The sequence below is a fragment of the Elstera sp. genome (genome assembly GCF_044372965.1).
GTDB lineage: Bacteria > Pseudomonadota > Alphaproteobacteria > Elsterales > Elsteraceae > Elstera.
The window spans coordinates 1-11,995 of the sequence record NZ_JBILQX010000102.1 but is presented as its reverse complement, the minus strand read 5'-3'; the positions used below and the strand labels follow the sequence as shown (position 1 = coordinate 11,995).

The following is an 11,995-nucleotide window of genomic DNA, read 5'->3' as shown; positions in this document are numbered from 1 at the left end:
CCCCGCCCGGTTGCCTCGACAGCGGCTTTCCCCCCTGGGGCGTCTCGGATTGCCGTCGAGATTTCCATTGAAATCATCGACACGCTGCGGGACGTGACCCAGCAGACCGACCGGCAGGAACTCGACGGCTATGTCAACGCGGCCATGGCGGCCCTGGTGCAAAAACTGGCCGTCGAAAAGCTGGAGTTGGTGCAAGCCCCCGCCGCCGCGCCCGTGCAGATGCGCTTGGCCCTCAAAGTGCGGCGGAGCGATCCAATTATCGGAGGGCTCAGCGCCTCGGCGCAAGCGACCCTAAGCGATACCACCGGGCAGGAACTGCTAACCGCCAACGGCTCAGACGGGCAGTACATGCTGAAAACCGTCCGCAATGCCACCACCGCCCTGCGCAAAAGCAGCGAACAGATTGGCGATGCGATTATCGCCCAGGTGCAGGCCCGCAAGGCAGGGTGAGGTAACGCCTAAAATCATCCCCTGTTGAGTTCTCCCCTTCTGAGGATTTTCCATGACTGCCGTCACCTCCTTCGCCAAGATTTCCGTTTTAGGGGCTGCCCTTCTCGCTATAGCCGCCTGTGCCCCCGTGTCGCGTCCCGAGGGCGTAACCGCCGCCGATGTTCCACCTGGAGCCAGCCGATTTGCGACGGAAACCAAAATCGAGATCATCGAAACCTTCAGCGATGCCACCGATAAGGCCGACCCGGCTGAAATCGAAAACTACAAGGCAATCGCCCTATCGGCACTGACCGGAAAACTCGCTGCCGAGAAACTGGAAATCGTCGCAGCGAACGCGGAAGCGCCGCTGAAGATGCGCCTTGAACTTCAAATCCGGCGGTGGGAGCCGATTACCGGCGGCGGCACCTTCGTAAAAGCCATTGTCTCCAATGCCGCCGGAAAAGAGCTTTTTTCGACCCAAGCCGGGGAAGGGCTGCATCTGCTGGCAAACGGCCTCGATTCGAAAATCGCCTTACGCAGTTCCATGGAGCGCCTGGGCGGCGGCATTCTCGACGGGCTGAAGCCCCTGCGCGCCACTGCGTCTTAACCCTTGGCGGCGCGGCCCCGCCTCGCTATCGTCCCCGGCACAAGCGATGAAAGGGCAGCGATAATGACCGACGGGCAGTTTACCAATATCCAGATGATCGGCCCGAAGGCTGGCGGCGCGCCCGAGCAGGTTGTTCTGCTGCTGCACGGCTACGGCTCCAACGGGGCCGATCTTCTGGGGCTCGCGCCCTATTGGGCTGATGCGCTGCCGAATGCGGCTTTCATCGGGCCGGATGCGCCTTTCGTCTGCGAAATGTCGGCGATGGGCTATCAATGGTTCTCCTTGCGCGAAATTATGGCGGGCGCACCGCTGGCCGATGGCTTGCGCCGCGCCGGGGCCGATGAGGTCGCACCGGTTCTGAACGCGTTGATCGATGATATTTCGGAACGCTTCAACCTGCCTTCAAACAGGTTGGCCCTGGTCGGCTTCTCGCAAGGCACGATGATGGCGCTGCACGTCGCCCTGCGCCGCCCAGAGCCGCTCGCGGGCGTGCTCGGTTTCTCCGGCATGTTGATCGACCCGCCGAGTCTTGCGGCGGAAATGACGGCAAAGCCCCCCGTGCTGCTGGTACATGGCGATGCCGACCCGGTGGTGCCCTATGCCAGCCTTGCCCGCGCCGAAAGCGCTTTGCGCGCGGCGGGCGTTGCCGTGGACAGCCTCACCTGCCCGCGCATGGGTCATTCCATCGACGATGCCGGGCTGGAGGCGGGAACGCGCTTTCTTCAGCACTGCCTGTCGAGTGCGGGCTAGACTTCTGCCGCGCCCGGCTTAGGCTCTTGCTATGACCAGAATTTCTACCTCCGGCCTCTGGGACGCCGAAAATGATTACGTGCGCATCCTGCTCGATGGGATTCGCACCGAGGCCCGCGTGGGGCTGCACCCGTGGGAGCGCTTTGGCGATAAGCCGAACCCGCTGCTGGTGACGATCGAACTTTTCGCCCATGCGCCGCGCCCGGAAACGCAAGCCGAGTTTATGGATTATGATCCCTTACGCGCGGCGGTGAAGGACTGGCCGAACCGCCCGCACACAGAATTGCTCGAAACCCTGGCCGAAGAGCTGGTCGGGCATTGTTTTGCCCTGCCGCGCGTCGAAGCCTGCCGGGTTTCGGTGCTGAAAACCGGGATTTTCAACGAGATCAACGCGGTCGGCGTCGAACTCTACCGCCGCAGGCCCGCCGCCCGATGAGCGCGCGGACGATCCTCATTACCGGGGCGGCAAAACGCGTCGGCGCGGGGCTGGCGCTGGATTTGGCGACTGCCGGGCACCGGATTATCGTTCACTACAATCAGTCCGAAACCGAAGCCGCCGACGTCGTCCGCCAGATCGAAACCCAGGGCGGCACGGCCTGGGCCATTCAGGCCGATCTTGCAACGCGCCACGGCATTGAAGCCCTGCTGCCGCGCGCCCGCGCCGTGGCGGGGCCGGTCGATGGGCTTATTCACAATGCGTCGCTCTTCGAGTTCGACCATTTGAACTCACTCGATTGGGATTTGTTCGAAGCCCATCAGCGCGTCAATCTCGCCGCCCCCGCCTTCCTGTCGCGCGATTTCGCCCGGCAGCGGGATATTGAGAGCGGTGTGATTATTGGAATTCTCGACCAGAAGGTCGATAATCTGAACCCGGATTTCCTCAGCTATACCTTAGGGAAAGTCGGGCTGAAGGGGCTGATGCGGATGCTCGCCATGCAGCTTGCCCCGCGCATCCGCGTCGGCGCGGTCGCCCCCGGCCTCACGCTCATTTCCGGCCGCCAGACCGAAACCAGCTTCGCCACCGCCCATCAGGCGACGCCCTTGGGCTGCGGTAGCAGCGTAGCCGACCTTGCCCGCGCCTGCCGCTTCATTCTCGATACCCCCAGCTTCACCGGTCAAACCATCACCGTGGACGGCGGTGAAAGCCTGATGGGCCGGGCGCGCGATGTGTTTTTCGATCTTGGTGGCCGGCTGGAGGGTTTACCGGAGGAGCGGCGCTAGTCGCTCTTTTCCGCCAATTGGTCGGATAGTTTTTCGATAATCTTAGTCAGCCGCTGAATTTCCTGCTCCCGGAGCGCGTCGATCTTGGCGTGCAGAAGCTCGATTTCGAGTTCCGCCTTTACGTTCACGGCATAATCATAGGCGGCATTGCGGCGGTCAACTTCCGCCTGCCGGTTCTGGCTCATCATAATGATCGGCGCGGTATAGGCGGCCTGGAACGATAGAATGAGGTTCAGCAGAATGAATGGATATGGGTCCCAGTGAAAAATAAACGCTGTGGCGTTCAGGGCAATCCAAATGCTGAGGATCACCGACTGAATGATGATGAACCGCCAGGAACCAACCGTCGCCGCCACATGGTCGGAGACCCGATCCCCCAGTTTTTGCGGCGGTGCTTTGGTTTCGGTCGAGGGACGCTGACGGCGCAACTCGGTCAAACGGCGCTGATCGTCAGCACTAAATTGATCGGACATGGTCTCCACTTTCGATTTTACGGAGGTGGTGCACTGAAGGAAACCCCGGATCACCTACCGCCTAACCCTGGTCGCGTATAGATTTCAATTTTACCAAGCCATGCTACGATGCGTAGAGCGCAATTTTCTACGATCATGCGCAGCGAAGCGAGCTAACGTCGAATGAAAAAGAAAACAATTGAGATCGTATCTATATTTTCAGCTACACTCCTCATCATCGTTCTTGCGGGATATTGGTTTAATTTTTACTCAAAAAACAAATCATTCTATGAATGGTCATTTCAAAACCAAAGCAATATAGACAACATAATTAGTTATAATATCGCCAAAGATTATAAACGTGTAGGCAGTTTATATTACGAAAATACGGTAGATATGCTGTTTAAATCGAAAATTATTGATGAAGTTTGCTTCATAAACCAATATTCTGATTTACCAAAGCTCGGCAAAACTGTGAGCCAACAGACGCACGATCACGCCATGAATGGTGCCGGAACGGCAATTGTCCTATTGAAAGAGAATGCCGAGGTCTATTTCATTAAAAATATTCCAGGTGGACTACACGATCCCAGTACAAAATGCTACTCAAGCCCTCCCCAAAATTAATTCAGGCGAAATTCTCGTAAAAACATACTACCTCCTCCTCGGGGGCGAAATCGACGGCACCTTTCACCATATTCCGGCACATGGCGATAAACTCCGGCGGGTGATCGGTGGCATATTCTTTGGCCATTCGGCCCAATTGTTTGAGTTCGCGGGCATCCAACTCGATACCCGGCGCACCATCCTCTTCCAGCACTTCACCGAGTTCGAAATAATCGAAAATATCGGATAGGTGGTAATCGCCCTCGTCATAGGGGTGGATCAACTCGAAGGCACCTTCTGGGGTGACAAGATAGATCCCCGGATCGAGGTCTGTCAGGATCACTTGCCCGCCTTGTAGCGCCATTCGGTCTCTCCCTTCGGTGACTTACGCCCTTACCCTACCCAATAAGCGTTAACCATTCGTCTTCCGTCAACATCGGGATGTTGAGTTCGGCGGCTTTTTTGGCTTTGGAGCCCGCATCCGCGCCGACGATGACGTAATCGGTTTTGGCAGAGACGGACCCCGCCACTTTTGCGCCCAAGCGTTCGGCCTGGGCTTTCGCCTCGCGCCGGGTGATGCGGGTTAGCTCGCCGGTAAAGACGACGGTTTTGCCCGCCACCGGGCTTTCCTCGGTCACGCTCGGCTTTTCAGCGGGGGCGATGGCAACGAAGCTCAGCAGATCGTCCAGCACTGCCTCATTATGGTCTTCGGCGAAGAAGGCCACCAAATCGGCAGCCATGCTGGCGCCGATGCCGTTGATGGCGAGCAACTCCTGAAGCGCGCTCGCCTCGGGATCGCGCGCCGCCAGCATCGCCGCGCGCAAGGCCTCGAACGTGCCATAATGGTAAGCGAGCAGTTTGGCCGTCGCTTGACCGATCTGCGGAATGCCGAGGGCAAAAAGGAAGCGCTCGAAGGCGATCTGCCGCCGCGCCGTAATCGCCGTGTAGAGGTTGCGTAAGGATTGCGCGCCCCAGCCCTCCCGGTCGCGCAAGTCGGTATGTTTTTCTTCCAGGCGGAACAGATCGGCGGGGGTGCGGACAAGGCCATCGTCGAAAAACGCCTGGATATGTTTTTCGCCCAGGCCTTCGATATCGAACCCGTCGCGGGAGACGAAGTGCCGAAGCCGCTCCACCGCTTGTGCCGAACAGACCAGCCCGCCCGTGCAGCGCCGCGCCACCTCCCCTTCCCGCCGCAGGGCGACCGAGCCGCAGACGGGGCAGATATGGGGCAGCGTGTAGGGTTCAGTCCCCTCGGGGCGCTCGCTGAGCACTGGCCCCAGCACCTGCGGAATCACGTCCCCCGCGCGTTGGACCAGCACGAGATCGCCGACGCGCACGTCTTTGCGGGCAACCTCATCTTCATTATGCAGCGTTGCCCGCGCGACCACGACGCCGCCCACCGTGATCGGCTCCAGTTCGGCCACGGGCGTTAGCACCCCCGTTCGCCCAACCTGGATGGAAATGGCGTTGAGCCGCGTGCGGGCCTGCTCGGCGGGGAATTTATGGGCGATGGCCCAGCGCGGCGCGCGCGAGACGAAGCCCAACCGGGCCTGCCAATCGTAGCGGTCGACCTTATAGACCACGCCATCGATGTCATAAGGCAGGTCGGCACGGTGATTGCCGATCTCGCGGTAGAAGTCCAGCACCGCTTCCACCCCCTCGCAGCGGCGGGAACGGTCATTGACCGGGAAGCCCCAGGCCTTGAGGTTTTCCAAAAACTGCCAATGGCTTTCGGCCAGCGGTGCATCGCTGTCACCCGAGGCATAGGCGAAAAACGCCAGCGGGCGGGTGGCGGTAATGCGCGGGTCCAACTGCCGCAATCCACCCGCCGCCGCATTGCGCGGATTGGCGAAAATCTTTTCCCCGGCGGCCGCCTGGGTTTCGTTCAGGCGCTGAAAATCCGCCCGGCGCATATAGACTTCGCCGCGAATTTCGAGCGTGCCCGCCGGAGCCGCCTCGGGCAATTTAGCCGGAATTTCGGCAATCGTGCGCACGTTGGCGGTCACATCCTCGCCCTCGCTGCCGTCACCGCGCGTTGCCGCCTGCAGCAGCACGCGGTTTTCATAGCGCAGAGAGAGCGACAGTCCATCGATCTTCGGCTCGGCCACCACGGCCAGAGTCAGGACCGGATCGGCGGCAAAATCCCGTTCCAAAAACCGGCGGATACTGTCGAAGAAATCCTTAACGTCGCTATCGGCAAAGGCATTATCGAGCGACAGCATCGGGCGGGCGTGGCGCACTTTGGCAAAGCCGGAGCTTGCCGCCGCCCCTACCTTCAGACTCGGCGAATCGGGGCGTTTTAGGGCCGGGAACCGCGCCTCAATCGCCTGATTGCGCTGGCGTAACCCGTCGTAGGTCGCATCATCCACCTCGGGCGCGTCCTGGCCATGGTACAGCCGATCATGCCGCGCAATCTCCGACGCCAGCCGCGCGAGTTCCGCTTTCGCCTCGGTTTCGGTCAGCGCGTCGATGGCTATCTGGGTGGTCATGGTTGTTCTCATCCTGTGCTGATGGGGGCGCTGCCCCCAAACCCCGGCCCAAGGGGCTTGCCCCTTGGGAATCCCATTTCTCTTGGAGAAGGGCAAGGTGTTTGACGCTAATGATCTGATCTATATTAGTAAAATGGGATTGTTAAGGGGCAGCCGCCCCTTAACCGGAGTGCAGAGGCAGCGCCTCTGCTACCCCTCTCACCCCAGCAACCGATCCGCCGCCGCGCGGGCTTCGTTGGTGATATCGGCCCCGGAGAGCATCCGGGCGATTTCCTCGCGGCGGGCGTCTAGCGGCAGCAGGTCGATGCTGGTCGTCACGCGCGCATCGGGGCTGGCTTGGCGCTTTTGCACGCGCCAATGGTGCGCGCCCAAGGCCGCCACTTGCGGGCTATGGGTGATGACGAGGACTTGCAGATGATCGCCGAGGCGTTTCAGCCGCTCACCGACGGCTGCCGCAACCGCACCGCCAATGCCGCTATCGACCTCATCGAACACGAGGGTTGGCACGGGCGAAGTTCCGGCGAGAACCACTTTGAGGGCGAGCAGAAAGCGCGAGAGTTCCCCGCCCGAAGCCACCTTCGCCAGCGGGCCGGGGGTTGCGCCGGGGTTGGTGGCAATCAGGAAGCCGACCTTATCGCGCCCCTCCGGCCCCCAGGCCCCTTCGGGCTGCGGCGCGACCTCCACCGTAATGCGAGCTTTGTCGAGCTTAAGCGGCACCAGTTCCGCCGTGACGTGCGCCGCGAGCCGCCCCGCCGCTTCCTGGCGGTAAGCCGTGAGCGCGGTTGCGGCCTCCAGATAGGCGGCGCGGGTGAGGCGTTCCTCTTCCTGAAGCGCTTTAAGACGTCCCTCGCCCGCATCGAGCGCGGCTAGATCGGCGCTCAGCTTTTCCGCAAGGCCGGGGAGGGCTTCCGCCGTCACCTGATGCTTGCGCGCCGCCGCCCGCAGGGAAAACAGCCGGTCTTCGATGCGCTCCAACTCGCCTTCGGACCAACCGTCGGCGCGCATGAGGGATTCAAGCCCGTCGGTGGCTTCGGCAAGCTCGTTGCTGGCGCGCTCCAGCGCCGTGATGATCGTATCGATGGCCGGGTCTTGCCCAGGGGCGCGCGAGAGCGTGCGGGAGGCCGCGAGCAGGCGCATTTCCGCGCCATTTTCCCCCGCAAGATCATTCAGCGCCGATTGCAAGGTGGAGAGCAGTTTCGCGCGGTTTTGCAGGCGCGCGCGCCGGTTGGCCAACTCGCTTTCCTCGCCCGGCTCCGGGGCAAGCTGTTGAAGCTCCGCCACCACATGCCGCAGATACTCTTCCTGGGTCCGCGCCCGCTCTAGCGCCGATTCCGCCGACTGGCGCGAATCCCGCGCGGCCTGCCACAGCCGATAGGCGGCGCGCACACCGCCGACGCTATCGAGCAGCCCGCCGAACTGGTCCAGAATGGCCCGGTGATTGGCCGGATCCATCAGCGCGTGCTGGTCGAACTGGCCTTGGATTTCCACCAACGCCGCGCCGAGATTGCGCAAAAACCCGACGCTGACCGATTGATCGTTGACGCTCGCCCGCCCGCGCCCATCGATGCCGAGAGTGCGGCGCAGGAGAATTTGCCCGTCTTCGGCATCGATCCCCTGTTCGCGCAGCAACGCCCAGGCCGGGTGCCCATCGGGAAGCTCGAACTCTGCCGTTACAATCGCAGGGCCTGCGCCGTGGCGGATTAGGCTACTGTCGGCCCGCGCGCCCAAGGCAAGACCGAGCGCATCGAGCAGAATCGATTTCCCCGCGCCGGTTTCCCCCGTGAGGACTGACAGACCCGGCGCAACCTCCAGATCGAGCCGGTCGATCAGCACCACATCGCGGATGCCAAGGCGGGTGAGCATCGGGGCGTTAAAAAATATTGGTGACGGAATTGGTCACGGTATCGACCTGCCGCCCGAACCAGCCGCGCCCGCCCGTGTTCGATAGGGGGCGTTTGCCGCCGGTCATCAGCCCGTAGGATTCGGCGTACCATTCCGAGCCTGGGTAATTATGCCCCAGCACCGCAGCCGCCGCCTGAGCTTCCTCTTTCAGCCCCAAGGCCAGATAGATTTCGGTCAAGCGCAACAAGGCTTCGGGCACATGGGTCGTGGTCTGATACTGATCGACGACGCGGCGGAAGCGGTTGATCGCCGCCGTATATTGTTCGGTGCGCAGGTAGAAGCGCCCGATTTCCATTTCCTTGCCCGCCATATGATCGCGCGTAAGGTCGATCTTCACGCGGGCGTCGCGGGCGTAGGACGTATCAGGATACCGGCGCACGACTTCATTCAGCGCGTCCATCGCCTTTTCGGTCAGGCTTTGGTCGCGCGTGACATCGGCAATCTGCGCATAATAGCTGATGGCTTTGATGTAATAGGCGTAGGGCGTATCGCGGCTGCTGGGATGAAGCTGAATATACCGCTCCATCGCAATAATCGCATCGTCGAACCGGTCGCGCAGATACATGGTATAGCCCGACATCAACTGAGCCTTCGTGGCCCAGACCGAATAGGGATGCTGGCGCTCGACTTCATCGAATTGACGCCCAGCGGCTTCGTATTTCTCCGCCAGCATCGCGTCCATCGCGTCATTGTAGAGCTTTTCTACCGGCGCATCGACATAGACGTTCGGATCTTCATCCTTCGATCCCAGCGACGAGCAACCGGCAAGAGCCAGCGGCAGAACCAGCAGAACAGGCAAAAACAGGCGGCGCATGGAGGCTATCGTCCGAATAACGTCAATCGGGCCTGACCCTACACCGAGCGCGCGGGGAAGGCCAAGGGGTATCCGTGCGCACACCTCTTAAGCCGCCTGGACCGCCGCGATAAAGCCGCGAATTTCCGAGGCGAGTTCAGAGGATTGCGTCGCAACCGCCCCCGCCGTACTCAGCACTTGTTCTGCCGCCGCCCCGGTTTCGCCCGAAGCTTCGCGGATGCGGGTCGTGCTGGCAGCAACGTCGCGCGTTCCGGCGGCGGCCTGCTGCACGTTTCCGGCAATCTCGCGCGTCGCCGCTTCCTGGCCTTCGACAGCGATCGCGATATCGCGGGCAATCGTGTGGAGTTCGGTGATGGTTTCACCGATCCCGCGGATCGACTGCACCACATTGCCCGTGGCCGCTTGAATGCTGCCGATTTGCGCGACGATTTCTTCCGAGGCGCGCGTGGTTTGCCCGGCCAGATTCTTCACCTCCGATGCGACCACGGCGAAGCCCTTGCCCGCCTCCCCGGCCCGCGCAGCCTCGATGGTGGCGTTCAGCGCCAGCAGATTGGTTTGCGAGGCGATTTCAGAAATCAGATTGATGACCTCGCCAATGCGGCCCGCGCTTTGGGAGAGGGCTTCGACGGTGCTATCGGTTTGCTTGGTATCGCCCACGGCTTTCGCGGCGATGTCGGCGGAATGCTCTACCTGACGGCGGATTTCATTGACCGAGGCCGAGAGTTCCTCGGTCGCCACCGCCACCATTTGCACATTACCGGTCGATTGTTCGGCATTGGCGGAAACGGCCACCGCCTGCCGGTTGGTGAGATCGGCAATCGTCGTGAGTTCGTGGGCGGTTGCCTTCAATTGGCCCGACGATTCGGTGAGAATCGTCACAAGATCGCCCGCCTTGCGCTGGAATCCGGCCTGAAGTGCGTCGAGATGGGCCGCGCGGGCTTCTTTCGCCGCCCAATCGCGCCGCTGCGCTTCGGTCAGGTCGCGCGCTGCAATCATCGAGTGGCGGAAGACTTCCACCGCCCGCGCCATCGCCCCCAATTCGTCCACCTGGCCTTTCGCCGGAAGGATCAAATCGAGATTACCTGCCGCAAGATGCGCCATCGCCGCCGTCATCTCGACAACCGGTTGGGCGATGCCCTTACCGACGCGCCACGCGATGAGCCCGCCCAGGATCGAGCAGACCCCGCCGACCAGAATGCACAGGGCCGTCAGGGCATTGGCTTCGGCCATGATGCTCGCCATCGGCACCGCGACGGCAAGGGTCCACACGCCTTCCGCTGTGCCGAACCGGACCGGCTGAAGGCGCAGGTAATAATCATCCCCCGCAAGCTCGGCCCGCCCGTCGAAGGCTTTTCCGGCGGCAATCGCGCTTCGGGCGGCAGGCGGAAGATCGTCGCTTGGTTGCGACCGGCGCGCCGCATCGGGATGGGCGATATAGATGCCTTTTTCCGACATCAACGCCACATACCCCTTCGCATAGGGGCGCTGGGCGTTAAGAAAATTTGAGATGTTTTCGAGCGACACATCGACGCCCGCAACGCCCCGCATCCCGCCGCCCGCCAGAACCGGAGCCACGGCGCTGGTCATCAACTGCTTGGTGAAATCATCCAGATAGGGCTCGCTAACGGCGGGGCGCTTGGCTTTGCTCGCCGCAAGATAATATTCCTTGCCCTGCACTTCCGCAAAGCTCTGGCCTTCGGATTCATCGGCTTTTGGCTGACCATTTGGCCCGGTCAACCACAGCAGGCTCATGCGGCCATTGGTGGGCAGGCCGAGGGTTTCGCCGTCTATTTTTTGTTTAAAGTCGGAATCCTTACCCTCAAAGCCATTATCGGCCATTTCCACCCACGCCCCAGCATAGGCCGGATTGGCCTGCATCAACTGCTGCAACTGGCGGTTCACCGGCGCGCGGCGGGGGGCCGCGAAGGATAGTTCGGTCTGGACCGTCCGGGCAATCGCCTGGGCATCGCGCAGGGCCGAACCGATCTCTTCCTGAATCCGGCTTTCCTGCCCCTGGGCAATCTCCTGAACGCGCTGAATCGCCAGGTTTTCTGCCGCAGGGCGAGCGAGGATAATCAGGGTCATGGCAATCGCGCCCGCCGACACCGCCACCATCAGGGCGGTACTGAAGATGATTTTCGCCTTCAAGCTCGCGTGACGCCAAAATGCCATTCGATACACCTCTTAATCAATACAATCGCCCACCCTTGCAATCTGAAGGATTTTGCGAGTCTTTCTTATCCGATAGTCGCCCGGAAATGCCAATATGTCGTTTTTGTGACGGCCCTTATTCCACTGCTATTCGGCGGCTTGTGACGAAACGGCACCAGCCAGCGCCAAGGCCTGTGCGGGGAGCGCGAGCGGCTGATGGGTGGAGGCAACGATCAGCCCGCCCCCCGCTAAATGCTGCTTGAGCAGATCGACGAGCAGCGCCTGCCCGTCGGCATCTAGCGCGTTCGTCGGCTCGTCCAGCAGCCAGAGGCGCGCCTCGGCCAACAGCAAGCGCCCCAGCGCGACGCGGCGGCGCTGGCCGGCGGAGAGGAGCCGCCCTGGCCGCGCCAGCAGGTGGCCGAGACCAACGCGCGCGGCAACCTCCGGCACGCTCGCAGCGTCGGTCCCCGCCAGAACCGTCGCCAGTGTTAGGTGATCCTGCACGGTGGCGCGCGGTTTGATCGCGTCGAGATGGCCGAGATAGGCCGTGCGGGCGCGGTGCTCCACGGGATCG

Annotated in this window: 13 protein-coding genes; 6 read left to right on the top strand and 7 right to left on the bottom strand. The window is 61.7% G+C overall.

Translation table 11 applies throughout. The features are described 5' to 3' along the window. From ACIQ36_RS13045 to ACIQ36_RS13025, 5 genes are all read left to right on the top strand, one after another. Positions 1-450, top strand: a 450-nt coding sequence (locus ACIQ36_RS13045; protein WP_395829938.1) for a hypothetical protein, incomplete at its 5' end; no start/stop codon positions are given. Between the two features lie 52 nt (positions 451-502). Beyond that, complete coding sequence (locus ACIQ36_RS13040) at positions 503-1,036, top strand: hypothetical protein (protein WP_395829936.1); 534 nt, start codon at positions 503-505, stop codon at positions 1,034-1,036. Between the two features lie 63 nt (positions 1,037-1,099). Then, a complete protein-coding gene (locus ACIQ36_RS13035; protein ID WP_395829934.1) occupies positions 1,100-1,786 on the top strand; it encodes an alpha/beta hydrolase in 687 nt (228 codons plus the stop codon). Positions 1,787-1,817: 31 nt separating this feature from the next. After that, a complete protein-coding gene (locus ACIQ36_RS13030; RefSeq protein ID WP_395829932.1) occupies positions 1,818-2,222 on the top strand; it encodes a dihydroneopterin aldolase in 405 nt (134 codons plus the stop codon). Then, complete coding sequence (locus ACIQ36_RS13025) at positions 2,219-3,007, top strand: SDR family NAD(P)-dependent oxidoreductase (protein ID WP_395829930.1); 789 nt, start codon at positions 2,219-2,221, stop codon at positions 3,005-3,007. Before ACIQ36_RS13030 ends, ACIQ36_RS13025 begins: the two co-directional genes overlap by 4 nt. On the opposite strand, the gene ACIQ36_RS13020 is transcribed toward ACIQ36_RS13025, so the two are convergent. Beyond that, positions 3,004-3,480 (bottom strand): DUF1003 domain-containing protein, encoded by a 477-nt coding sequence (locus ACIQ36_RS13020; RefSeq protein ID WP_395829928.1) that lies wholly within the window; start codon positions 3,478-3,480, stop codon positions 3,004-3,006. The two genes, ACIQ36_RS13025 and ACIQ36_RS13020, sit on opposite strands and share 4 nt — an antisense overlap. 162 nt (positions 3,481-3,642) lie before the next feature. Between ACIQ36_RS13020 and ACIQ36_RS13015 the strand changes: the two genes are divergently transcribed. Continuing rightward, complete coding sequence (locus ACIQ36_RS13015; protein ID WP_395829926.1) at positions 3,643-4,086, top strand: hypothetical protein; 444 nt, start codon at positions 3,643-3,645, stop codon at positions 4,084-4,086. Position 4,087: 1 nt separating this feature from the next. Here ACIQ36_RS13015 and ACIQ36_RS13010 read toward each other — a convergent pair whose 3' ends face one another. From ACIQ36_RS13010 to ACIQ36_RS12985, 6 genes are all read right to left on the bottom strand, one after another. Then, entirely contained in the window at positions 4,088-4,429 is a 342-nt protein-coding gene (locus ACIQ36_RS13010; RefSeq protein WP_395829924.1) for a hypothetical protein, read from the bottom strand. 34 nt (positions 4,430-4,463) lie between these two features. Next, complete coding sequence (ligA, locus tag ACIQ36_RS13005) at positions 4,464-6,554, bottom strand: NAD-dependent DNA ligase LigA (protein WP_395829922.1); 2,091 nt, start codon at positions 6,552-6,554, stop codon at positions 4,464-4,466. Between the two features lie 198 nt (positions 6,555-6,752). Further along, on the bottom strand, positions 6,753-8,417 hold the full coding sequence (gene recN, locus ACIQ36_RS13000) for a DNA repair protein RecN (RefSeq protein ID WP_395829919.1): 1,665 nt from the start codon (positions 8,415-8,417) through the stop codon (positions 6,753-6,755). A 7-nt stretch (positions 8,418-8,424) separates the two neighbouring features. Next, entirely contained in the window at positions 8,425-9,270 is an 846-nt protein-coding gene (locus tag ACIQ36_RS12995; protein WP_395829917.1) for an outer membrane protein assembly factor BamD, read from the bottom strand. Positions 9,271-9,357: 87 nt separating this feature from the next. Beyond that, the gene (locus tag ACIQ36_RS12990) at positions 9,358-11,442 is read right to left on the bottom strand and encodes a methyl-accepting chemotaxis protein (RefSeq protein WP_395829914.1); all 2,085 of its coding nucleotides are present in this window, start codon (positions 11,440-11,442) and stop codon (positions 9,358-9,360) included. A gap of 126 nt (positions 11,443-11,568) precedes the next feature. Beyond that, positions 11,569-11,995: ATP-binding cassette domain-containing protein (locus tag ACIQ36_RS12985; protein ID WP_395829911.1), on the bottom strand; the 427-nt coding region annotated here is incomplete at its 5' end.